Source organism: Micromonospora sp. Llam0 (assembly GCF_003751085.1).
GTDB lineage: Bacteria > Actinomycetota > Actinomycetes > Mycobacteriales > Micromonosporaceae > Micromonospora_E.
Genome location: NZ_RJJY01000002.1, coordinates 2635865 through 2658282 on the forward strand (window position 1 = coordinate 2635865; position 22418 = coordinate 2658282).

Sequence of the window (22418 nt, forward strand, 5' to 3'; positions counted from 1 at the left end):
GGTGTTTCTGGGACTGCGGGTTCTTCTGCCGACAATGCGGGTCAGGTGGGCCGGTGCGGGCCTCGTCGCCGCCGCGCCATTGGGCAGTTTACGGGGCGAATCTCGGAGTGCCAGCCCTCGCGTGCCGGAGATCTCAGGTGATGAGTGGTGAATCCATATGCTTCGTCCGGTTACCTGAGTATTTTCAGGATAATAAGTGGATAAACATCATGTTCACCAGGTGTCGCCGATTACAAACTGTGCTGACTTGGTTCCGTGCCGTGAAGATTTTTCAAGTGCTGTTACAGGGCTTGGCTGCGACTGGAGTTTCTTGTAACACTATGTTGGTGGACGGTGACGACGCCCAGACGGTGAGTGGCACCCGCAGTGGACTCCTCGACGAGGTCGAGGCCGCCGAAGCTGACCTGCGCGACGCGGCGCTACGCGGCCGGATCCCCGGTCCACGCGCCGCCGACGATCCGGCCGATGCCGATCCCGACCATCCGGCCGATCCCGACCGGAACTTCACCGAGATGATGGACGCCGACCAGAAGATCGAGCCGCGCGACTGGATGCCGGACGGCTACCGCCGCACACTCGTCCGGCAGATCGCGCAGCACGCGCACTCCGAGATCATCGGCATGCAGCCCGAAGGCAACTGGCTGACCCGGGCGCCCAGCCTGCACCGCAAGGCGATCCTGCTGGCAAAGGTGCAGGACGAGGCCGGCCACGGGCTGTACCTGTACGCCGCGGCGGAGACCCTCGGCGTCAGTCGGGAAGAGTTGGTCGACCTGCTGCTCGCCGGCCGGCAGAAGTACAGCTCCATCTTCAACTACCCCACGCTGACCTGGGCAGACGTCGGAGCGATCGGTTGGTTGGTGGACGGTGCGGCGATCATCAACCAGGTCCCACTGTGCCGCTGCTCGTACGGCCCGTACGCCCGCGCCATGATCCGCGTCTGCAAGGAGGAGTCGTTCCACCAGCGGCAGGGCTACGAGATCCTGCACACCCTCGCGCACGGCACGCCGGCTCAGCGTCAGATGGCCCAGGACGCGGTGGACCGCTGGTGGTACCCGTCGCTGGCGATGTTCGGGCCGCCGGACGCCGACTCGACCCATTCGGGCCAGTCGATGCGATGGAAGATCAAACGGTTCTCCAACGACGAGCTGCGCCAACGCTTCGTGGACATGTGCGTCCAGCAGGTCGGCCCGCTCGGGCTCACCCTGCCCGATCCCGAACTACGGTGGAACGAGCAGTGTCAGGCGTACGACTTCACCCAGCCGGACTACGACGAACTGCTCCGGGTGATCCGCGGCGACGGGCCGTGCAACCGGCAGCGGCTCGCCCACCGGCGGGCCGCGCACGACGCCGGCGGCTGGGTCCGCGAGGCGTCCCGGGCGTACGCCGAGAAACAGGCCAGCCGGCGGAAAGCCGGCACCGTACCGGCGGGAGTCGGTGCCGTGCCGGTGGGAGCGGGTGCCGTGCCGGTCGGAGTGGGCGCTCCGCCGGTCGGAGCGGGTGCCGGATGAGCGGCGAACCGGGCCGGACCCCGCCCACCCCGCTGTGGGAGGTCTTCATCCGGTCCCGGCGCGGGCTCGCCCACACCCACGTCGGCAGCCTGCACGCGCCGGACGCGACGCTCGCCCTGCGGCACGCCCGCGACCTGTACACCCGACGGCAGGAAGGTGTCTCGATCTGGGTGGTACCCGCTGAGTCGATCACCGCGTCCAGTCCGGACGAAAAGGACGCCTTTTTCGACCCGGCGGCCGACAAGGTCTACCGGCACCCGACCTTCTACCAGGTGCCGGACGGAGCGCAGCACCTGTGACCGCGACACCCCCCGACCAGCTGCTCTGCTGGGCCGACGACGCGTTGATCACCGCCCAGCGGCTGGCTGCGTGGTGCGCCCGCGCCCCCGAGCTGGAGGAGGACGTCGCGCTCACCAACATCGCGCTCGACCAGCTCGGCGTGGCCCGGCTGCTGCTGTCGTACGCCGCCGAGCAGCTCACCCCCGGTGCGGTGCCGGCCGCGCCGGCCGACCAGCCGGTCACCGAGGACACTCTGGCCTTCCTCCGCTCTGACCAGGAGTTTCGCAACTGCCTGCTGGTGGAGTTGCCGGACGACGACTACGCGGTGACCATCGGCAAGCTGCTGTTCCTCGCCGCGTACCAGGTCCGGCTCTACGCCGTACTGAGCGTCGGCGCCGACCAGCGGCTCGGGGCGATCGCCGGCAAGGCGGCCAAGGAGTCCGCCTACCATCTCGACCACGCGCGACTGTGGACCCTGCGGCTCGGCGACGGCACCGAGGAGTCGCACCGTCGCATGCAGCTCGCGGTCGACGAACTCTGGCCGTACACCTATGAGCTGGTCGCCCCGGTGCCCGGCAGCGGCCTTGCCGACCTGCGGGCCGACTGGCTCGCCGCAGTCGGTCCGATCCTTGCCGAAGCGACCCTGGTTGCGCCGACCGGCACCGGGCCCACCACCACCGGCGGCGCCGCCGGTCGCGCTGGCGCTGGCGACGGTGGCGGCTGGCGGCCCGGCGGCGGTCGGCTGGGCCGGCACACCGAACACCTGTCGTACCTGTTGGCCGAGATGCAGGTGGTGCACCGGGCCCACCCGGGCGCGCGATGGTGAGCGGACGCCCCGCAGCCGCCGACGGGGCCAGCGCAGCTGTCGGCGGGGCCAGCTCGGTCGCCTGGGCGGCGGTCGAAGCCGTCCTCGATCCGGAAATCCGCGTACTCACCATCGCTGAGCTCGGCATCCTCCGCGCTGTCGAGGTCACCGCAGCCACCGGTGCCGTCCGCGTGACGGTCACCCCCACCTACAGCGGATGCCCGGCGATGGAGCTGATCCGGGCCGAGATCCGGGCGGCGCTGCACCGGTCCGGCTTCACCGACGTCGCGGTCGTCACCGAGTTGGCGCCCGCGTGGAGCACCGACTGGATCACCGAGGCGGGCCGGCGCAAGCTCGCCGCCGCCGGGATCGCTCCACCGCCGCCGGCCGCTACCGGGCCGGTGCCGGTCCCGTTGACCATTCGCTGCCCGGCCTGCGGCTCACCGCGCACCGAGCAGCTGAGCCGATTCGGTGCCACGGCCTGCAAGGCGCTGTGGCGGTGCCAGGACTGCACCGAGCCGTTCGAGCAGATGAAGGCGTTCTGATGGCGGTGACGATCAGCCGACCGGCGCGACGGCGTCCGGTGTTCCACCCGCTGCCGGTCGCCGGCGTCGATCAGCTCACCGCCGACGCCGTCGCGGTCACCTTCGCCGTACCGCCCGAGCTGCGCGACGCGTACCGGTTCCAGGCCGGGCAGCATCTCACCGTACGGCTGGTCGACCCAGCCGGCGGCCCGGAGATCCGCCGCTCGTACTCCATCTGCTCGACCCCGGCGGAGCTCGCCGACCACGGCCGGCTGCGGATCGGCGTGCGGCACGTCGCCGGTGGCGCCTTCTCCGGGTACGCGGTGCGCCAGCTGGCCGCCGGGGCCACCGTGGAGGTGATGCCGCCGCTCGGACACTTCACCACCGGGTTCGAACCGGGCCGCAGCCGGTACTACGGCGCGCTGGCCGCCGGCTCCGGCATCACCCCGGTGCTGTCCCTGCTCGCCACCGGGCTGGCCACCGAGCCGGGCAGCCGGTTCAGTCTCGTCTTCGGCAACCGGTCTGCGCACACCGTGATGTTCGCCGACGAGATCGCCGACCTGAAGGACCGGTACCCGGACCGGTTGCAGGTGGTGCACGTGCTGTCCCGCGAGACGCAGGACGCGGAGCTGCTCACCGGGCGGATCGACGCCGCCCGGTTCGACCGCCTGCTGGACACCGTGGTACCGGGCGATCAAGTGGACGAGTGGTTCCTTTGTGGGCCGTACGGGCTGGTCATGGCGGCCCGGCAGGTGCTCGCCGAGCGGGGCGTGCCAGACGGGGCCGTACACAGCGAACTCTTCCACGCCAGCGACGCACCGCCGGCCGGAGCCGACGCGGTCACCGATGTCGACGCGGCGGCCGGCACGGCGGTGACCGTACTGCTCGACGGGCGGGCGTCGACGGTGCGGACGCGGCCGGGGGAGCGGGTGCTCGACGCGGCCCTGCGGGTCCGGTCCGAGCTGCCGTACGCCTGCAAAGGTGGGGTCTGCTCGACCTGCCGGGCGAAGATCGTCGACGGCGCGGTGACGATGGCCCGCAACTACGCACTGGAGCCGGACGAGGTGGCCGCCGGCTATGTGCTGACCTGCCAATCGACGCCCACCACCCCGACGCTCACCGTCGACTACGACGCCTGACTGCCGACTACGACGCCTGACTGCCGACTACGACGCCTGACTGCCGACTACGACGCTCACCGTCGACCACGACGCCTGGCGTGCGTCACGGTGACGATCGGCGATCGAGCTGGTCGAGCAGTTGGCGGGCCTGCTCGTGGGAGGTGAGTCGGACGAACCGCAGCCGGCTCCACCGGGGGTCGGCAGAAGCCTCCTGCAGCCGGCTCCGGTCCAGAGCTCCACCCGGCGCGCCGCGCGGCGTACCGTGCGCCGGACGATCTGCTCCATCACCTGGCGGCGCGGCAGGTCGAACCAGATCACCGTGTCGGCTCGCCACCAGATCAGGTCGCGCACCGTCGAGTAGTTGCCGTCCACCACCCAGCCGTCGCCGGAGACAGCAGCCGCCACCCGTTCCCGGAACTCCGGTTCCGGCGTCGGCTGCCAGTCCTGCTGGTGGAACAGGGCGTCCAACTCGATGTGCGGCACACCGAGCCGGACGGCCAACTCGGCGGCCAGAGTCGACTTGCCTGATCCCGGCACCCCCATCACCGACACCCGCCGCACCTCGCTGCTCCCCTCCGTGGTGCTGCCCTCCGTGCCGTCTGTCGTTCGAGTTGAAGGTCAGATACCTCAAAAAGCTGACGTAGGGTGTCTGGCCTTCAACTCGCGGCCCGCTCGGCGATCGCCTGCCGGACATCATGCACGAGTTGTCCACTTTGTCGGAGTACGTCGTCGGCAGTGAACCGCAGCACCAGCCAACCGGCCGCCCGCAGCGCGTTGTAGCGGGCCACATCCCGGCGGAACATCGCACGTTCCCGGTGGTGGTCGCCCTCGTACTCGATGGCGATCCGCCAGCGCGGGTAGGCGAGATCGACGCGAGCCAGGAAACGTCCGCGCGGCGCGCCCCGTACCGCCGATGGTGGCGCGCCCGATGTCGCCGATGTCGCTGACGTGTCCGGCGGTGTCCGTACCTCGTGCTGCGGGACCGGGCGGGGCAGACCGGCATCGTGCAGCAACAGCCGCAGCCGGGACTCCATCGGCGACTCGCTCAGCGGCTCGGCCAGGGCGACGAGTTCCCGCAGCTGCGCCGTGCCGCGGCGGCCCGGGTGGGCGTCGACGTAGCGGACGAGCGCCTCGCGGCGGAACGACCGATGGTGCAGCAGCGCGTCGAGTGCGGCGAGCGCGTCGGCGCGGGGCAGTCTGCGCCCCAGATCGAAGCCGGTACGCACCTCGGTGGTCAGTGGTATCCCGCCGGACAACGTGGTGATGTCGGCCGGTTCGAGCGTGTGATGGGTGACCGAGACGCGGGGGTGGCGCCACAGCCGCGTCGTCGGCGGCAGATCGACGTACACCGGGCTGTCGCGGGGCAGCAGGTCGACACCCCACAGGTACGCGGCGCTCAGCCCACGGACCGCCCCGCCGGGCGGCAGTTTCAGCGCCACCGCCTCGCACCACATCCGGTGGTCGTCGGCGTCGAAGACGGCCGCGTGCACGTACACGTCGGGCAGCACGCGGCGCCACGTCCGACCGGCGAGCATCCGCCGGGTGAGCAGTCCGGCGGCCACTGCGCGGGTGCCGGAGAACGGGCCGATACTCAGCTCACGCGGGATCCGCCGGGCGCGGGGCATCGCCAGAGTCTGCCCGGCCGGCTGGTCGGCCCGCCGCCCCGTCGGTGTCTCGCGTCGCCGATCCGACTGTCTCCGCCGATTCGACTGTCCCCTGCGGTCCGACTGGCCCGTGCGGTCCAAGTGGCTCCGGCCGGGCCGGGGCGTCGCGGTGGATCAGGCCTTGGGCGGCCAGGGCCGCGGCCGCCGCCGCCAGCGGCAGGGCCGGCAGCGCGTACCGGGGCTCGTACATGCCGATCGCCACCGTGAACACGGCCAGCCCGGGGCCGGCGACCACCAGCAGTACGGTGTCGAACCGGATCCAGCCGGCGACCCGCCGTCCGGCGGCCAGCGCCGCGACGGTCAGTAGCACCGCCAACGACATCACCACCGGGATGCCCCGGGTCCAGCCGCCGTACTGGTGCAGCGCCCGGGTCAGCGGGGTGGCCGGGTCCGCGACGACCGGCTCGGCGACCGCCGCCTGGAACCCGATGGACGCCTGGGCCGGCGGACAGTTCTGCTCGACCCGCACGTCGGCGGAGCGGAACCGGACCGGCGGCACCAGCCGCTGCCGCAGGCACTCGTTCATCGGCCCGAGATACAGGCCGGGGACGAAGTGCGCCGCGCTCTCCCGGCCGACCGTGGCGAGGTAGTCGCCGGGCTGCTGGCTGATCACCGACCGGGAGAAGCTGGTCAGCACCCGGGCGCCCTCCGGGGTGTAGACCCAGTCGCCGAGTCGGGCCGGCCGCCGCCAGAAGAACGCGTCGGCCCGGTCCCAACGCTGGTCGGGCGGCTGGTCCGGGCAGGCGATCCGTTCCTCGTCGGTCAGTTCGATGCGGTCGCAGTCGGCGATCATCGCGGCCCGGCCGTACAGGGCGGTGCCGCTCTGCGCGCTGTAGACGCTCTGCCGGTCGCCGATCCAGACCATCACCATGACGTACGGCACACCGAAGGCGAGCAGGTAGCCGAGCACCGGCCGCCAGCCGACCCGGCGTACCACCAGGTAGCCGGCGAGCAGCAAAGCGACCGGCAGCGCGGTGGGTTTGGTCACCCAGGCGACGGCGATCAACCCGCCGGAGACGACGGCCGCCACCGGACCGGGTCGCGGCGACCAGAGCAGTGCCCCGACCGAGGCGGCGAACAGCACCATGAACATCAGGTCGGGCAGCAGGTAGTGCCCCATGGTGAGGACCAGGGAATCGAAGATCAGCGGTACGGCTGCCAGCGTGGCCAGCCAGCGGACCACGCCCCGGCGCCGCAGCAGGGCGTACAGGCCGACGGCGAGCAGCAGGCTGAGCAGGTGCTGCATGGCCGCGACGGCGGCGAGCGTGCGGGTCTGTTGCAGCGCGGACAGCAGCAGTACGTAGCCGATCGGCCGGTTCGGGTGCGGCTCCAGCGGCTGCTGCAGCATCAGCAGGTACTCGCCGCTGTCACCGTGGAACCAGAACGCCGGCCGGTACGCGACCAGGTAGGCGATCCGCAGCCCGAGACCGGCGGCGAGCAGGATCACCAGGGGCAGGTGGCGGCGCAGTGACGTCATCCGGCGGCTCTGCCCCTCCCTCGACATGGCAGTACGCTTCATGCGTGACTACCAGCCGGGAGATCGACAGCATCCTGCAGCGTGGCGCCGACGGTGGGCGGGTCTCCGCCGAGGAGGCGCTGCTGATCTATACCGAAGCGCCGTTCCACGCCCTCGGCGAGGCCGCGGACGCGGTGCGCCGTCGCCGGTACCCGGACAACGTCGTGACGTATCTGATCGATCGCAACATCAATTACACCAACGTCTGCGTCACCGCGTGTCGTTTCTGCGCTTTCTACCGGGCGCCCAAGCACGCCGAGGGCTGGGCCCACCCGATCGAGGAGATCCTGCGTCGCTGCGGCGAGGCGGTCGAGCTGGGCGCCACCCAGGTGATGCTGCAGGGTGGTCACCACCCGGACTTCGGGGTGGAGTACTACGAGCAGCTGTTCGGCGCGGTCAAGGCGGCGTACCCCCAGTTGGTGATCCACTCGATCGGACCGAGCGAGATCCTGCACATGGCGAAGGTGTCCGACGTCTCGCTGGACGAGGCGATCGGTCGGATCAAGGCCGCCGGGCTGGATTCGATCGCCGGTGCTGGCGCCGAGATGCTGCCGGACCGCCCTCGGCGGGCGATCGCACCGCTCAAGGAGTCCGGGGCGCGCTGGCTGGAGGTCATGGAGCTGGCGCACCGGCACGGCATCGAGTCGACCGCCACGATGATGATGGGCACCGGGGAGACCAACGCGGAGCGGATCGAGCATCTGCGGATGATCCGGGACGTCCAGGACTCCACCGGTGGTTTCCGGGCATTCATCCCCTGGACGTACCAGCCGGAGAACAACCACCTCAAGGGCCGCACCCAGGCGACGACCCTGGAGTACCTGCGGATGGTCGCGGTCTCCCGGCTCTTCTTCGACCAGGTGGCGCACCTGCAGGCGTCCTGGCTGACCACCGGCAAGGATGTCGGGCAGTTGGCGCTGCACATGGGGGTCGACGATCTCGGATCGATCATGCTGGAGGAGAACGTGATCTCCTCGGCCGGTGCCCGGCACCGGTCGAACCTGCACGAGCTGATCTGGATGATCCGTTCAGCGGGTCGGATCCCCGCCCAGCGGAACACCGAGTACCACCACCTCGCCGTGCACCGCGATCCGGCGGACGACCCGACCGACGAGCGGGTGGTGTCGCACTTCTCTTCGATCGCGTTGCCCAACGGCGGGGCCCGCCGCGATCTGCCGCTGGTCGACGCGCGCTGACCGCCCCGGACGTGCGCTGACTGGCCCGGACGCGCGCTGACCGGCCCGGATTCATCCGATCGGGTGGCTGGCGGGGCCGACCAGTCAGCCCTTCCCGGCTGGCGGGTGGGCCGGTGGTCGGCCGGTCGTGGCGGGCAGCACTGTCGATGCGGTGAGGTGTCGCGAACCTTAGGCCAAGGGGCCATAACGTGTTGATCACGAGGGGCGCGAAGCTTCCCGTCGGCCGCTAACGTCCTCGTCAACAACGTTCCGGCAGCCGCCCGCGCCGCGACGCCGTCCCCCTGGTCGTCGCAGGTCACGTCCCCCAAGGGCGGTGGTCGCCGGAGCCGTACTCCAGCGGTCCGAGGGGGCCGTCCACATAACGCACGGCATTGCGGGCGAGGTGGTTCGACCACCTCGCCCGTAGTGTGTGTGGCGTCGGTCACCCGTACCGCCGGTCCGCGCCGCGGCCGGGATCGCCGGTCCGCACCGTGGGCGAGATCGCTGCCCCGCGCCGCAGGTCGGGGCGGGTGGCTGGCAGAGTGGTCGGGCGTGACTGACATCCCGCCGCCGGTCCGCGCCGGCCTGGACAAGCAGCCGGCCGAGGTCGCCGCGATGTTCGACGGCGTGGCCGGCCGGTACGACCTGACCAACACGGTGATCTCCTTCGGCCAGGACCGACGGTGGCGCCGGGCCACCCGGGCGGCGCTCGACCTGCTCCCCGGCGACCGGGTGCTCGACATCGGTGCCGGCACCGGGGTCTCCACCGCCGAACTCGGCCGGGGCGGGGTGTGGGCGGTCGGTTCGGACATCTCGCTCGGCATGCTGCAGGCCGGCCGCCGGGTCCGTCCGCAGGTGCCGCTGCTTGCCGGGGACGCCCTGGCGTTGCCGTTCCGGGACGCCACCTTCGACGCGGTGACCATCTCGTTCGCTCTGCGCAACGTGGTCGACACCGACGCCGCGTTGGCCGAGCTGGCCCGGGTGACCCGGCCCGGCGGGCGGTTGGTGGTGTGCGAGTTCAGTCAGCCGACCAGTCCCGCCTTCCGGACGCTCTACCTGTCCTATCTGATGCGGTCGCTGCCGGCGGTGGCCCGTGCGGTGGCGAGCAATCCGGACGCGTACGTCTATCTGGCCGAGTCCATCCGGCAGTGGCCGGACCAGACGGCGCTCGCCGGGCGGATCACGGCGGCGGGGTGGCGGTCGGCGCAGTGGCGCAATCTCACCGGCGGGATCGTGGCGCTGCACCGCGCCACCCGGCGGTAGCGCCATGTTCGGTGTCCGTCGATGGGTGATTTCGTGTCGTCGGTCACCCGCCGAGGTCGCTACCTCGCAGGGTTAGGGTCGCCTAACCGTTTGCCGCCCTGTTAACGGTTCTAGACTCACCTGCGAGACGGCTTGTGAAGCATTTCACGAGCGACTGGGAGGCGAACGGGAGGTGGCTGTGAGCGAGACCGAAGTCGATGTGATCGTCGTCGGGGCGGGCCCCGGTGGTTCCGCGACCGCCTTCCACCTCGCCCGGCACGGCGTACGGGTACTCCTGCTGGAGAAGACCACCTTCCCCCGGGAGAAGGTCTGCGGTGACGGGCTCACGCCGCGCGCCGTCAAGCAGTTGATCAAGCTGGGTGTCGACACTTCGCCCGAGGCCGGCTGGCTGCGCAATCGCGGCCTGCGGGTGATCGGCGGCGGCATCCGGCTGGAGCTCGACTGGCCGGACCTGGCCAGCTTCCCCAACTACGGCCTGGTCCGCACCCGACTGGACTTCGACGACCTGCTGGCAAGGCAGGCGGTCGAGGCGGGAGCGGTGCTGCACACCAACACCAACGTGGTGGCTCCGGTGCTGGACGCCACCGGGCGGGCGATCGGCGTGACCGCCGAGGTCGGCCCGGACAAGCAGCCGGCCACCTTCCACGCCCCGTTGATCGTCGCCGCGGACGGGGTCTCCGGCCGGTTCCCGCTCGCCATGGGGCTGGCCAAGCGCGAGGACCGGCCGATCGGGGTCGCGGTCCGGCGGTACTACCGGTCGCCGGCGCGGCACCGGGACGAGTACCTGGAGTCCTGGCTGGAGCTGCGCAGCCGGGAGGGCGGCGAGAAACTGCTGCCCGGCTACGGCTGGATCTTCGGCATGGGTGACGGCCGGGTCAACGTCGGCCTGGGCGTGCTCAACTCGTCCAGCGCCTTCGGCAAGACCAACTACCGGCAGATGCTGACCGACTGGCTGGGCAGCACGCCACCGGACTGGGGGCTGGCCGACGAGGCCAACGCCGACGGCCCGATCCTCGGTGCGGCGCTGCCGATGGGCTTCAACCGGGTCCCGCACTACACCCGGGGAGTCCTGCTGGTCGGTGACTCCGGCGGTATGGTCAACCCGTTCAACGGTGAAGGCATCGCGTACGCGATGGAGTCCGGTGAGCTGGCCGCCGAGGTGGCGGTGCAGGCGTTGGCCCGGCCAGCCGGCGTCGACCGGGAGCGGGCGCTGGCGCACTACCCGAACGAGCTGAAGGCCCGCTACGGCGGCTACTACCGGCTCGGGAACATCTTCGTGAAGATGATCGGCAACCCACAAATCATGCGAATCGCTACCAAGCACGGCATGCCGCATCCGACACTGATGCGGTTCGTGCTGAAGCTGCTGGCGAACCTGACCGATCCACGTGGCGGGGACGCGATGGACCGGATGATCAACGCGATGACCAAGGTGGCTCCGGCCGTGTGACGCCGCCGGCAGCACCCCGGGCCGTCGGCCCACCGCAGTAGTCGCCAGGATGGGGCAACGACGCCCGGTCCCGGCGGGAGACATCACAGATCGCTGGAAACTGACCGCGGGCAGGGAAGGACGAGCAGGAGAAGCCCATGTCGCTCTCGCCTTACATACCCATCGTCGGGGTCTTCGCCCTCGCCTCGGCCTTCGCGCTGTTCTCGGTGGCCGCCGCCCGGCTGGCCGGGCCGCTGCGCTACAACCGGGCCAAGCTCGAAGCGTACGAGTGTGGGATCGAACCCAGCCCGGAGCCGGTCGGCGGCGGTCGGATCCCGATCAAGTTCTATCTGACCGCGATGATGTTCATCATCTTCGACATCGAGATCATCTTCCTGATCCCGTGGGCGGTCTCGCTGGACCCGCTCGGCGCGTTCGGCTACGTCGCGGTCTCGCTGTTCATCGTCGCCGTCTCGGTCGCCTACGTGTACGAATGGCGGCGCGGCGGGCTCGACTGGGACTGACGGAGGAACCATGGGAATCGAGGAGAAACTCCCCGCCGGCGTACTGCTCACCTCGGTGGAGAAGCTGGTCAACTGGTCCCGCAAGACCTCCGTCTGGGGGGCGACCTTCGGCCTGGCCTGCTGCGCGATCGAGATGATGGCGGCCGGTGCCCCGCACTACGACATGGGTCGCTGGGGCATGGAGGTGTTCCGGGCCTCGCCGCGTCAGGCGGACCTGATGATCGTCGCCGGGCGGGTCAGCCAGAAGATGGCCCCGGTGCTGCGGCAGATCTACGACCAGATGGCCGAGCCCCGCTGGGTGCTGTCGATGGGGGTCTGCGCCTCCAGCGGCGGCATGTTCAACAACTACGCCATCGTGCAGGGCGTGGACCACGTGGTGCCGGTCGACATGTACCTGCCCGGCTGCCCGCCCCGCCCGGAGATGCTCATCGACGCGGTTCTCAAGCTGCGCGAGAAGATCGGCCACGAGCCGCTCGGCCCGAACGGCCGCAAGATGCTGGAGGCCCGCCGGGCCCGCGGTGACGTGCCGGTGGTCGCGCCCGGGGCGATGCCGTCGTCGTACCGCTCCGACAAGGCCCGCCGGGCCGAGTGGGAGCAGGCCGTCCGGGAAGGCCGCGAGGAACAGTTGCGGATCGAGAACTGGATGAAGGCCCAGAACCACCTGCACGCCCGGGAGCGGCTGAAGTGATTCCCGCGTCGACCAGCGAAAGGACGATCCAGTGACCGGGCCGACCAACGCGCCCAGTGAGCAGCCGGGCGGTGGCGTACCCGCAGCCGCCCCGCCGGTCGGGGCGACCAGCGGAGCGCCGGCCGAGTTCCCGCCGGCCAGCGGGGCCGGCCGGGGAATGTTCGGCATCCAGGGCTCCGGCGACACGTCCGGCTTCGGTGGCCTGGTCCGCCGCCGGTCCAGCGTGGCCGGCAGCGAGCGGCCGTACGGCGGCTACTTCGACGAGGTGTGCGACGCCCTCGAGGAGGCGTACCCGGCCTTCGCCGACGCGATCGAGAAGGTCGTGGTCGACCGGGGTGAGCTGACCCTGCACATCAAGCCGGAGCGGATCGCCGAGGTCTGCCGGGTGATGCGCGACGACGAGGCGCTGCGCTTCGAGCTCTGCTCCTCGGTGTCCGGGGCGGACTACCTGGGTGCCGACGAGCGTCGGCTGCACGTCGTCTACCAGCTGACCTCGATGACCTACCGGCGTCGGGTCCGGCTGGAGGCGGCGGTCACCGCCGAGGATCCGCACCTGCCGAGCGTCACCGCCGTCTATCCGACCGCCGACTGGCAGGAGCGGGAGACGTACGACATGTTCGGGGTGGTCTTCGACGGCCACCCGGCGCTGACCCGGATCCTGATGCCGGACGACTGGGAGGGTCACCCGCAGCGTAAGGACTACCCGCTGGGCGGTGTCCCGGTGGAGTACAAGGGTGCCGAGATCCCACCGCCGGACAAGCGGAGGAGCTACCAATGACGGCCGGATACGCAACCGAACGCGAGACCGACGAGGGCAAGGTCTTCACCGTCACCGGTGGCGACTGGGACACCGTGGTCGGCGGCACGGACCCGCTCACCGACGAGCGGATCATCGTCAACATGGGTCCGCAGCACCCGTCCACCCACGGGGTGCTGCGGCTGGTGCTGGAGCTGGAGGGTGAGACCGTCCGGGAGGCCCGGACGGTCGTCGGCTACCTGCACACCGGGATCGAGAAGAACCTCGAGTACCGCAACTGGGTGCAGGGCACCACCTTCGTCACCCGGATGGACTACCTGGCGCCGATCTTCAACGAGACGGCGTACAGCCTGGCGGTGGAGAAGCTGCTCGGGATCACCGACGACGTCACCGAGCGGGCGAACACCATCCGGGTGCTGATGATGGAGCTCAACCGGATCTCCTCGCACCTGATCTGGCTGGGCACCACCGGCCTGGAGCTCGGCGCGATCTCGATCATGCTGTACTGCTTCCGGGAGCGCGAGTACATCCTGGAGATCTTCGAGCTGGTCTCCGGGCTGCGGATGAACATGGCCTACGTGCGGCCCGGCGGGGTCGCCCAGGACGTGCCGGACGAGGCGATCGGCAAGATCCGCGAGTTCCTCAAGGTGATGCCGAAGCGGCTCAAGGAGTACGAGGATCTGCTCTCCGGGCAGCCGATCTGGCTGGAGCGGACGCAGAACGTCGCGGTGCTCGACGTCACCGGTTGCCTCGCGCTGGGCGTCACCGGGCCGGTGCTGCGCTCCGCCGGGCTGGCCTGGGACCTGCGCAAGACCATGCCGTACTGCGGCTACGAGGACTACGAGTTCGACGTGCCGACCACGCCGACCGCCGACGTCTGGGGCCGCTACCTGGTCCGGATGGCCGAGATGCGCGAGTCGCTGAAGATCATCGAGCAGGCGTTGGACCGGCTGAAGCCCGGTCCGATCATGGTCGCCGACAAGAAGATCGCCTGGCCGGCGCAGCTGGCCATCGGCGTGGACGGCATGGGCAACTCACTGGAGCACGTCGCCAAGATCATGGGTCAGTCGATGGAGTCGCTGATCCACCACTTCAAGCTGGTGACCGAGGGCTTCCGGGTGCCGCCCGGCCAGGTGTACGTCGGCATCGAGTCGCCCCGCGGCGAGCTGGGCGTGCACGCCGTCTCCGACGGCGGGACCAGACCGTACCGGGTGCACTACCGCGAACCGAGCTTCGTCAACCTCCAGGCGATCCCGGCCATGGCCGAGGGCGGGCTGCTCGCCGACGTGATCGCCGGGGGCGCCTCGTTGGACCCCGTGATGGGTGGGTGTGACCGCTGATGGGCTTCAGTCAGGAAACGCACGACCGGGCCCGGGAGATCATCGCCCGCTATCCGGCGGACCGCTCCCGGTCGGCGCTGCTGCCGCTGCTGCACCTGGTGCAGTCCGAGGAGGGCCACGTCTCGCCCGCCGGCGTCGAGTTCTGCGCCGAAGCGCTGGGCATCAACAAGGCCCAGGTCAGCGCGGTCGCCACCTTCTACACCATGTACAAGCGCCGGCCCACCGGCGACTGGCTGGTCAGCGTCTGCACCAACACCATGTGCGACGTGCTCGGCGGCCAGCGGGTCTACGACGCGCTCAGCGAACACCTCGGTGTCGGCCACGAGGAGACCACCGCCGACGGCACCATCACCCTGGAGCACGCCGAGTGCCTGGCCGCCTGCGACTACGGCCCGGTGATGACCGTCAACTACGACTTCTTCGACAAGGTCGACCCGGACGTCGCGCTCGGCGTCGTCGAGGAGCTGCGCGCCGGCGGCCGCCCGGCACCCACCCGGGGTGCCCGGCTGTGCACGCTGAAGGAGATGTCGCTGCAGCTGGCCGGCTTCTCCGACACCCGCGAGGGTGCGGTCGCCGACGGCCCGGCCGGCGACGCCACGCTGCGCGGCCTGCGGCTGGCCCAGCAGCACGGCGTCTCGGTCGCCGGCTTCGACCCGAACACGCCGATCAGCGGCGACGCCCCCGCCCCGGCACCCAGCCGGCCGGCACCGGCGGCGACCGGCAGCACCGCCCCGGACGTCAAGGCACCACAGGCCAAGTCGCCGGAGATCCGGGCCGCCGAGACCCGCGCCCCGGACGCGAAGACCCCGGCCCCGGACGCCCCCGGCACCACGGTGCCGACCGACCGGGCCGAGCCGGACAGCGACGCCGAGGCCGCCGAGTCGGCCGGCGCCGCCGCCAACCCGCCCGCTGGTGACGCCAAACCGGCCGGCGACAACCCGCAGCCACAGCGCGGGTCGCTGCGGGACGCGCGCAGCGAGGAGGGCACCCGATGACCCAGCCGCGACCAGAAACTCTGCAGAAGCTGACCCCGGTGCTCACCAAGCGTTGGCTGTCACCGGACGCCTGGAAGATCGACGTCTACCAGCAGCTCGACGGCTACGCCGCGCTGCGCAAGGCGCTGATTGGTACGCCGGACGGCCGGGGCCGCGGCGCCGACCCGGTGCACCCGGACGACCTGATCAAGCTGATCAAGGACTCCGGGCTGCGCGGCCGGGGCGGTGCCGGCTTCCCCACCGGCCTCAAGTGGGGGTTCATCCCGCAGGGCGACGGCAAGCCGCACTACCTGGTGGTCAACGCCGACGAGGGCGAGCCGGGCACCTGCAAGGACCTGCCGCTGATGATGTACGACCCGCACTCGCTGGTCGAGGGCGTCATCATCGCCTCGTACGCGATCCGGGCCAGCCGCGCCTTCATCTACATCCGGGGTGAGGCGGTGCACGCCGCCCGCCGGCTGCGCAACGCGGTCGACGAGGCGTACCGGGCCGGCTACCTCGGCAAGGACATCCTCGGCTCCGGGTTCGACCTGGACCTGGTGGTGCACAGCGGGGCGGGTGCCTACATCTGCGGCGAGGAGACGGCGCTGCTGGACTCCCTCGAAGGGTTCCGCGGCCAGCCCCGGCTGCGTCCGCCGTTCCCGGCCACCCACGGCCTGTACGCCTGCCCGACAGTGGTCAACAACGTCGGCACCATCTCCAGCGTGCCGTACATCGTGCTCGGTGGCGCCGCCTGGTGGAAGACCATGGGTACGGAGAAGTCGTCCGGCCCGATGATCTACTCGCTCTCCGGTCGGATCGCCAACCCCGGCCAGTACGAGTGCTCGATGGGCATCACCCTGCGCGAGCTGATCGAGCTGGCCGGTGGCATGCAGCCCGGTCACGAGCTGCGGTTCTGGACGCCGGGCGGTTCGTCGACCCCGCTACTCACCGCCGAGCACCTGGACGTACCGCTGGACTTCGAAGGGGTGGCCGGCGCCGGCTCGATTCTCGGCACCACCGCCACCCAGATCTTCTCCGACCAGGACTGCCCGGTGTACGCCACCTACCGGTGGTTGGAGTTCTACCACCACGAGTCGTGCGGCAAGTGCACCCCGTGCCGGGAGGGCAACTACTGGATGGTGCGGGTCTTCCGGCGGATCCTGGCCGGTCAGGGCACCCACGAGGACCTGGACACTCTGCTCGACACCTGCGACAACATCCTCGGCCGCTCGTTCTGCGGCCTCGGCGACGGCGCGACCAGCTCGGTGACGTCCTCGCTGAAGTACTTCAAGCAGGACTACCTCGACTACATCGAGGGCCGCACGGCACCGAAGCTGTCGGAGAAAGCATTGGTAGGTGCGCACTAATGGCAGAGGTAGCGAAGACCGCCGAGACGGTGACGTTGACCATCGACGGTGTCGAGGTCACCGCGCCCAAGGGCGCACTGCTGATCCGGGTCGCCGAGAAGCTGGGCATCGAGATCCCCCGGTTCTGCGACCACCCGCTGCTCGCCCCGGCCGGTGCCTGCCGGCAGTGTCTGGTCGACGTGGAGGGGCAGCGTAAGCCGGTCGCCTCCTGCACCCAGACCGTCGCCGACGGCATGGTGGTCCGCACCCAGCTCACCTCCGAGGTGGCCAAGAAGGCCCAGCAGGGGATCATGGAGCTGCTGCTGGTCAACCACCCGCTCGACTGCCCGATGTGCGACAAGGGCGGCGAGTGTCCGCTGCAGAACCAGGCGATGTCCACCGGCCGGCCGGACTCCCGGTTCCACGAGCACAAGCGGGAGTACCCGAAGCCCGTCGAGATCTCCACCCAGGTGCTGCTGGACCGGGAGCGCTGCGTGCTCTGCCAGCGCTGCACCCGGTTCTCCGAGGAGATCGCCGGCGACGCCTTCATCGACCTGATGGACCGCTCCTCCGGCGAGCAGATCAACGTCTACCGGGACGAGGCGTTCGGCGCCGAACCGACGCCGGACGGTGAGGGCGACGGCGACGTGCCGTTCAACTCCTACTTCTCCGGCAACACGGTGCAGATCTGCCCGGTCGGCGCGCTCACCGGTGCCCAGTACCGGTTCCGGGCCCGCCCGTTCGACCTGGTCTCCTCGCCGAGCGTCTGCGAGCACTGCTCGGCCGGCTGCGCGCAGCGTACCGACCACCGGCGCGGCAAGGTGATGCGCCGGCTGGCCGGCGACGACCCGGCGGTCAACGAGGAGTGGAACTGCGACAAGGGTCGATGGGGGTTCCGCTACGCCACCGCCACCGACCGGCTCACCACCCCGCTGGTCCGCGACGCCGACACCGGTGAGCTGCGCGAGGCATCCTGGAGCGAGGCCCTGGCGGTCGCCGCCGACGGGTTGCGCAACGCCCGTGACGGGGCGTACGGCGTCGGGGTGCTCACCGGCGGCCGGCTCACCGTCGAGGACGCCTACGCGTACGCCAAGTTCGCCCGGGTGGCGCTGCGTACCAACGACATCGACTTCCGGGCCCGACCGGTCACCGGTGCCGCCGGCTCCACCGAGGAGGCCGACTTCCTGGCCGCCCGGGTGGCCGGCAGCTCCGACGTCACCTACGCCGACATCGAGCGGGCCCCGGTGGTGGTGATCGCCGGGCTGGAGCCGGAGGAGGAGTGCCCGATCCTCTTCCTGCGGCTGCGCAAGGCGTACACCAAGAAGGGGCTGCGGGTGATCGCCCTGGCCCCGTACCTGAGCCGAGGGCTGGAGAAGCTGGGCGCCACGTTGGTGCCGACCGTGCCCGGCGACGAGGCCCGGCTGCTCACCGAGGACCGTACGGTCACCGAGGCGCTCGGCCGGTCCGGCGCGATCCTGTTCGTCGGCGAGCGGCTGGCCACCGTACCCGGTGGGTTGTCGACCGCCGGCGCGGTCGCCGAGCGGGCCGGCGCCAAGCTGGCCTGGGTGCCGCGTCGGGCCGGCGACCGGGGCGCGGTCGACGCCGGCTGCCTGCCGAACCTGCTGCCCGGCGGCCGTCCGGTCGCCGACGCGGCGGCCCGGGCGGAGCTGACCGGGGCCTGGGACATCGGCGCCGGGACCATCCCGTCCGAGCCGGGCCGCGACGTCGACGCGATCGTCGCGGCGACCGCCGCCGGCAAGATCGGCGCGCTGGTCGTCGCCGGGGTCGACCCGGCCGACCTGGCCGACCCGCGGCTCGCCGAGCAGGCGCTCGACGCGGTGCCGTTCCTGGTCAGCCTGGAGATCCGGCACAGCGCGGTGACCCGCCGCGCGGACGTCGTCCTGCCGGTGGCACCGGCGGTGGAGAAGGCCGGCAGCTACCTCGACTGGGAGGGCCGGCTGCGCACCTTCGAGGCGGTGCTGAACACCACCGCGATGGCCGACTCCCGGGTGCTCGACGCGCTCGCCGCCCAGCTCGGTGTCGCACTCGGCACCGGCGAGGTCAACCTGATCCGCCGGGAGCTCGGCGCGCTGCCGGCCACCAAGGCGCAGCGTCCCGGGCTGCCGCTGGTCGACCCGACGGCACCGGCCAGCCCGGGTGCCGGCGAGGCGGTGCTGGCGACCTGGCACCACCTGATCGACCTCGGCACCCTCACCGACGGTGACCCCTACCTGGGCGGCACCGCACGGCCGCCGGTGGTCCGGCTGGCCAAGTCGCTGGCCGGGGCGCTCGGGGTGGCCGACGGGGATCCGGTCACCGTCGGCACCGACCGGGGTGCCGTCACCCTGCCGGCGGCGGTCACCGATCTGCTGCCGGACGGGGTGGTCTGGCTACCGACGAACTCGCCCGGCTCGACGGTGCGCCGCAGCCTCGGCGCGGTCTCCGGATCAGTGGTCCGGGTCAGCGGCAACGGCGCGACGAACCTCAACGTAGGGGGTCTGCGGTGAACCCACTGGCACAGGAACCGACGCTGTCCGACTTCGGGCTGGACCCCTGGTGGCTGATCCTGATCAAGGTGGTCTTCGCCTTCGTCTTCGGGCTGCTGGGCACCCTGCTCGGGGTCTGGTTCGAGCGGCGGGTGGTCGGCCGGATGCAGGTCCGTCCCGGACCCAACCAGGCCGGCCCGTTCGGCCTGCTGCAGACCCTGGCCGACGGGCTGAAGATGGCCTTCAAGGAGGACATCCTCCCCAAGGCGTCGGACAAGGTGGTCTACTTCTTCGCCCCGACCATCTCGGTGATCTGCGCGGTGACCGCGCTGTCGGTGATCCCGTTCGGTCCGATGGTGAGCATCTTCGGCACCCGGACCCCGCTGCAGGTCACCGACGTGCCGGTGGCGGTGCTGGTGCTGCTGGCCTGCTCGTCGATGGGTGTGTACGGGCTGGTGCTCGGCGGCTGGGCGTCCGGGTCGACGTACCCGCTGCTCGGTGGCCTGCGCTCGACGGCGCAGGTGATCTCGTACGAGATCGCGCTCGGGTTGTCGGTGGTCGGCGTCTTCATGACCGCCGGCACCATGTCGACCAGCGGGATCGTCGCCGCCCAGTCCGGCGGTGACCTGTTCACCTCGATCGGCGGGTTCGACCTGTACGCCCCGGGCTGGTACGCGATCCTGCTGCTGCCCAGCTTCATCATCTTCTTCATCGCCGCGGTGGCGGAGACCAACCGGGCACCGTTCGACCTGCCCGAGGCGGAGTCCGAGCTGGTCGCCGGGTACATGACCGAGTACAGCTCGCTGAAGTTCGCGCTGTTCATGCTCTCCGAGTACGTCGCCATGGTGACCATGTCGGCGGTGACGGTGACGCTGTTCCTCGGCGGCTGGCGGGCGCCCTGGCCGATCAGCATCTGGGACGGGGCGAACAGCGGCTGGTGGCCGATGCTCTGGTTCATGGGCAAGGTGATCGCGCTGATCTTCGTCTTCGTCTGGCTCCGCGGCACCCTGCCCCGGCTGCGCTACGACCAGTTCATGCGGTTCGGCTGGAAGGTGCTGCTGCCGATCAACCTGGCCTGGATCCTGGCGCTCGGCGGGATCCGGGTGACCAGCGGCTGGGAGCGCAACGACCGGCTGATCGCGATCGGCATCCCGGTCGCCATCCTGCTCGCCGTGGTGATCTTCTGGCCGACGCGCAAGGAACGGCCGGCGCCGACCCTGCAGGAGCAGGTCGACTCCCGGCCACCGGGCAGCTTCCCACTGCCCCCGATGGACCTGCAGGTCCCGCCCAGCCCACGGGCCAAGCGGGCGGTAGCCGAACGGGAGCCGGCCCAGGTCGGTCCCGCCACCGACGACAAGGAGGTGTGACGTGGGCGCGATCACGGGAACGTTCAAGGGCTTCGGGGTCACCTTCTCCCACATGTTCCGCAAGGTGGTCACCACCGACTACCCGTTCAAGCCGCCGGTGTCCGCGCCGCGCTACCACGGCCGGCACATCCTCAACCGGCACCCGGACGGGCTGGAGAAGTGCATCGGCTGTGAGCTGTGCGCCTGGGCCTGCCCGGCGGACGCGATCTACGTCGAGGGCGGCGACAACACCGAGGAGCAGCGGTTCTCCCCGGGCGAGCGGTACGCCAGCACGTACCAGATCAACTACGCCCGGTGCATCTTCTGCGGGCTGTGCATCGAGGCCTGCCCGACCCGGTCGTTGACCATGAGCAACGAGTACGAGTTGGCCCGCGACTCCCGGCAGGACCTGATCTTCACCAAGGAGCAGCTGCTGGCGCCGCTGCTGCCGGGCATGGAGCAGCCGCCGCACCCGATGCGGTTGGGCGACAGCGAGAAGGACTACTACGTCGGCGCGTTGACCAACCCGGGCACCTCGGCGGGCGCGGAACGGGCGCCCTGGTCGGAGCAGGGCACCCAGGACGGCTCGGGGACGACGGGAGAGGGCAAGCCATGACCGAGCTCGCAGCGGAGGTCTCCACCGGGGAGGCGGTGACCTTCTGGATCCTGGCTCCGCTCGCGCTGCTCGGCGCGATCGGCATGGTCTGGGCCCGCAACGCGGTGCACTCCGCGCTCTGGCTGGTGCTGACCATGCTCTGCCTCGGCGTGTTCTACGTCGTGCAGGGCGGGCCGTTCATCGGCCTGGTGCAGATCATCGTCTACACCGGCGCGATCATGATGCTCTTCCTGTTCGTGCTGATGCTGGTCGGTCGGGACGCCTCCGACTCGCTGATCGAGACGCTGCGCGGGCAGCGGATCGCCGCGGTCGCCCTCGGCGTCGGCTTCGCCGCGCTGGTCGGCACCGGGCTGTACCGGGGCCTCGGCGGGGTGCAGGCGGTCGGCCTGGAGCAGGCCAACGCGGACGGCAACGTGCAGGGCATCGCCGCCCTGCTGTTCGGCCGCTACCTGGTCGCGTTCGAGGTCACCGCCGCCCTGCTGACCACCGCCGCGATCGGCGCGCTGATCCTGGCGCACATCGAGAAGCGCAAGGAGCAGCGGCGCGGCCAGCCGGAGATGATGCGGGAACGGTTCGCCCCCGGCAGTTACCCCGGCCCGAAGCCGGGCCCGGGTGTCTACGCCACCTCCACCTCGGTGGCCACCCCCGGCCGGCTGCCGGACGGCACGCTCACCGACCGGAGCATCCCGGCGATCCTGCCGACGCGCGAACTCTCGCCCAGCGAGGCCGCCCCGAAGGGGACTGACAAATGACTCCGGACAACTACCTGATCCTGTCGGCGGTGCTGTTCACCATCGGCGCGGTCGGCGTGCTGGTCCGCCGCAACGCGATCGTGCTGTTCATGTGCATCGAGCTGATGCTCAACTCCGCGAACCTGGCGCTGGTCACGTTCAGCCGGATCAACGGTGACCTCAACGGTCAGATCATCGCCTTCTTCGTGATGGTCGTGGCGGCAGCCGAGGTGGTCGTGGGGCTCGCCATCATCATGACCATCTTCCGGACTCGACGCTCGGCGAGTGTCGACGACGCCAACCTGCTGAAGTACTAAAGGGGC

General features: G+C 70.7%; 21 protein-coding genes and 1 pseudogene. 19 read left to right on the forward strand and 3 right to left on the reverse strand.

The genetic code is table 11. The features are described from left to right. Window positions 1–320 precede the first annotated feature (320 nt). The 5 genes and pseudogenes from paaA to paaE form a co-directional block, all read left to right on the forward strand. Window positions 321–1409: pseudogene (gene paaA, locus EDC02_RS39265) on the forward strand (1,2-phenylacetyl-CoA epoxidase subunit PaaA); the annotation flags it as partial. A gap of 95 nt (window positions 1410–1504) precedes the next feature. After that, window positions 1505–1807 carry a 1,2-phenylacetyl-CoA epoxidase subunit PaaB gene (gene paaB, locus EDC02_RS39270; RefSeq protein ID WP_123607108.1) on the forward strand — a complete coding sequence of 101 codons (303 nt, stop codon included), beginning with the start codon at window positions 1505–1507 and terminating at the stop codon, window positions 1805–1807. Continuing rightward, a complete protein-coding gene (gene paaC, locus EDC02_RS39275; RefSeq protein ID WP_123607109.1) occupies window positions 1804–2613 on the forward strand; it encodes a 1,2-phenylacetyl-CoA epoxidase subunit PaaC in 810 nt (269 codons plus the stop codon). Before paaB ends, paaC begins: the two co-directional genes overlap by 4 nt. After that, on the forward strand, window positions 2607–3137 hold the full coding sequence (gene paaD / locus EDC02_RS39280; protein WP_123607110.1) for a 1,2-phenylacetyl-CoA epoxidase subunit PaaD: 531 nt from the start codon (window positions 2607–2609) through the stop codon (window positions 3135–3137). Before paaC ends, paaD begins: the two co-directional genes overlap by 7 nt. Then, complete coding sequence (gene paaE / locus EDC02_RS39285) at window positions 3137–4255, forward strand: 1,2-phenylacetyl-CoA epoxidase subunit PaaE (RefSeq protein WP_123607111.1); 1119 nt, start codon at window positions 3137–3139, stop codon at window positions 4253–4255. Before paaD ends, paaE begins: the two co-directional genes overlap by 1 nt. A 27-nt stretch (window positions 4256–4282) precedes the next feature. On the opposite strand, the gene EDC02_RS39290 is transcribed toward paaE, so the two are convergent. The 3 genes from EDC02_RS39290 to EDC02_RS39300 all read right to left on the reverse strand — a co-directional run bounded on the left by EDC02_RS39290 (window position 4283) and on the right by EDC02_RS39300 (window position 7420). Continuing rightward, entirely contained in the window at window positions 4283–4798 is a 516-nt protein-coding gene (locus tag EDC02_RS39290; RefSeq protein WP_123607112.1) for a hypothetical protein, read from the reverse strand. Between the two features lie 95 nt (window positions 4799–4893). Continuing rightward, on the reverse strand, window positions 4894–5862 hold the full coding sequence (locus EDC02_RS39295; protein WP_123607113.1) for an endonuclease domain-containing protein: 969 nt from the start codon (window positions 5860–5862) through the stop codon (window positions 4894–4896). Continuing rightward, window positions 5834–7420, reverse strand: a complete 1587-nt coding sequence (locus tag EDC02_RS39300) for a phospholipid carrier-dependent glycosyltransferase (protein ID WP_123607114.1) — start codon at window positions 7418–7420, stop codon at window positions 5834–5836. The genes EDC02_RS39295 and EDC02_RS39300 overlap by 29 nt, the downstream gene beginning before the upstream one ends. A 2-nt stretch (window positions 7421–7422) precedes the next feature. On the opposite strand from EDC02_RS39300, the gene mqnC reads away from it, so the two are divergent. From mqnC to nuoK, 14 genes are all read left to right on the forward strand, one after another. Beyond that, window positions 7423–8613 (forward strand): cyclic dehypoxanthinyl futalosine synthase, encoded by a 1191-nt coding sequence (gene mqnC, locus EDC02_RS39305; RefSeq protein WP_123607115.1) that lies wholly within the window; start codon window positions 7423–7425, stop codon window positions 8611–8613. 540 nt (window positions 8614–9153) lie between these two features. Beyond that, window positions 9154–9855, forward strand: coding sequence for a demethylmenaquinone methyltransferase (locus EDC02_RS39310; protein WP_255500688.1), 702 nt, complete (start codon window positions 9154–9156; stop codon window positions 9853–9855). Window positions 9856–10033: 178 nt separating this feature from the next. Further along, window positions 10034–11305 carry a geranylgeranyl reductase family protein gene (locus EDC02_RS39315; RefSeq protein WP_199758075.1) on the forward strand — a complete coding sequence of 424 codons (1272 nt, stop codon included), beginning with the start codon at window positions 10034–10036 and terminating at the stop codon, window positions 11303–11305. A 137-nt stretch (window positions 11306–11442) separates the two neighbouring features. Continuing rightward, complete coding sequence (locus EDC02_RS39320; protein ID WP_123607118.1) at window positions 11443–11808, forward strand: NADH-quinone oxidoreductase subunit A; 366 nt, start codon at window positions 11443–11445, stop codon at window positions 11806–11808. Window positions 11809–11818: 10 nt separating this feature from the next. Continuing rightward, window positions 11819–12496, forward strand: coding sequence for an NADH-quinone oxidoreductase subunit B family protein (locus EDC02_RS39325; RefSeq protein WP_123607119.1), 678 nt, complete (start codon window positions 11819–11821; stop codon window positions 12494–12496). Between the two features lie 31 nt (window positions 12497–12527). Continuing rightward, the gene (locus EDC02_RS39330) at window positions 12528–13274 is read left to right on the forward strand and encodes an NADH-quinone oxidoreductase subunit C (RefSeq protein ID WP_123607120.1); all 747 of its coding nucleotides are present in this window, start codon (window positions 12528–12530) and stop codon (window positions 13272–13274) included. Then, on the forward strand, window positions 13271–14593 hold the full coding sequence (locus EDC02_RS39335; protein WP_123607121.1) for an NADH-quinone oxidoreductase subunit D: 1323 nt from the start codon (window positions 13271–13273) through the stop codon (window positions 14591–14593). The genes EDC02_RS39330 and EDC02_RS39335 overlap by 4 nt, the downstream gene beginning before the upstream one ends. Then, window positions 14590–15588, forward strand: coding sequence for an NADH-quinone oxidoreductase subunit NuoE (gene nuoE, locus EDC02_RS39340; RefSeq protein ID WP_199758134.1), 999 nt, complete (start codon window positions 14590–14592; stop codon window positions 15586–15588). Before EDC02_RS39335 ends, nuoE begins: the two co-directional genes overlap by 4 nt. Beyond that, window positions 15585–16937 (forward strand): NADH-quinone oxidoreductase subunit NuoF, encoded by a 1353-nt coding sequence (gene nuoF / locus EDC02_RS39345; protein WP_123607123.1) that lies wholly within the window; start codon window positions 15585–15587, stop codon window positions 16935–16937. Before nuoE ends, nuoF begins: the two co-directional genes overlap by 4 nt. Next, window positions 16937–19423, forward strand: coding sequence for an NADH-quinone oxidoreductase subunit G (locus EDC02_RS39350; RefSeq protein ID WP_123607124.1), 2487 nt, complete (start codon window positions 16937–16939; stop codon window positions 19421–19423). Before nuoF ends, EDC02_RS39350 begins: the two co-directional genes overlap by 1 nt. Beyond that, window positions 19420–20769, forward strand: a complete 1350-nt coding sequence (nuoH, locus tag EDC02_RS39355) for an NADH-quinone oxidoreductase subunit NuoH (protein ID WP_123607125.1) — start codon at window positions 19420–19422, stop codon at window positions 20767–20769. The genes EDC02_RS39350 and nuoH overlap by 4 nt, the downstream gene beginning before the upstream one ends. 1 nt (window position 20770) lies before the next feature. Then, window positions 20771–21364: an NADH-quinone oxidoreductase subunit NuoI gene (gene nuoI, locus EDC02_RS39360; protein ID WP_123607126.1), complete on the forward strand. Its 594-nt coding sequence runs from the start codon at window positions 20771–20773 to the stop codon at window positions 21362–21364. Then, the gene (locus EDC02_RS39365; protein ID WP_123607127.1) at window positions 21361–22116 is read left to right on the forward strand and encodes an NADH-quinone oxidoreductase subunit J; all 756 of its coding nucleotides are present in this window, start codon (window positions 21361–21363) and stop codon (window positions 22114–22116) included. The genes nuoI and EDC02_RS39365 overlap by 4 nt, the downstream gene beginning before the upstream one ends. Then, a complete protein-coding gene (gene nuoK, locus EDC02_RS39370; protein ID WP_123607128.1) occupies window positions 22113–22412 on the forward strand; it encodes an NADH-quinone oxidoreductase subunit NuoK in 300 nt (99 codons plus the stop codon). The genes EDC02_RS39365 and nuoK overlap by 4 nt, the downstream gene beginning before the upstream one ends. The last annotated feature ends 6 nt before the right edge of the window (window positions 22413–22418 follow it).

Excerpts from the sequence above, each read along its gene's own strand:
- paaB (WP_123607108.1), top strand. The coding sequence starts at position 1,505 with ATGAGCGGCGAACCGGGCCGGACCCCGCCCACCCCGCTGTGGGAGGTC.
- paaD (WP_123607110.1), top strand. The coding sequence starts at position 2,607 with ATGGTGAGCGGACGCCCCGCAGCCGCCGACGGGGCCAGCGCAGCTGTC.
- paaE (WP_123607111.1), top strand. The coding sequence starts at position 3,137 with ATGGCGGTGACGATCAGCCGACCGGCGCGACGGCGTCCGGTGTTCCAC.
- EDC02_RS39295 (WP_123607113.1), bottom strand. The coding sequence starts at position 5,862 with ATGCCCCGCGCCCGGCGGATCCCGCGTGAGCTGAGTATCGGCCCGTTC.
- EDC02_RS39300 (WP_123607114.1), bottom strand. The coding sequence starts at position 7,420 with ATGAAGCGTACTGCCATGTCGAGGGAGGGGCAGAGCCGCCGGATGACG.
- EDC02_RS39320 (WP_123607118.1), top strand. The coding sequence starts at position 11,443 with ATGTCGCTCTCGCCTTACATACCCATCGTCGGGGTCTTCGCCCTCGCC.
- EDC02_RS39325 (WP_123607119.1), top strand. The coding sequence starts at position 11,819 with ATGGGAATCGAGGAGAAACTCCCCGCCGGCGTACTGCTCACCTCGGTG.
- EDC02_RS39335 (WP_123607121.1), top strand. The coding sequence starts at position 13,271 with ATGACGGCCGGATACGCAACCGAACGCGAGACCGACGAGGGCAAGGTC.
- nuoF (WP_123607123.1), top strand. The coding sequence starts at position 15,585 with ATGACCCAGCCGCGACCAGAAACTCTGCAGAAGCTGACCCCGGTGCTC.
- EDC02_RS39350 (WP_123607124.1), top strand. The coding sequence starts at position 16,937 with ATGGCAGAGGTAGCGAAGACCGCCGAGACGGTGACGTTGACCATCGAC.
- EDC02_RS39365 (WP_123607127.1), top strand. The coding sequence starts at position 21,361 with ATGACCGAGCTCGCAGCGGAGGTCTCCACCGGGGAGGCGGTGACCTTC.
- nuoK (WP_123607128.1), top strand. The coding sequence starts at position 22,113 with ATGACTCCGGACAACTACCTGATCCTGTCGGCGGTGCTGTTCACCATC.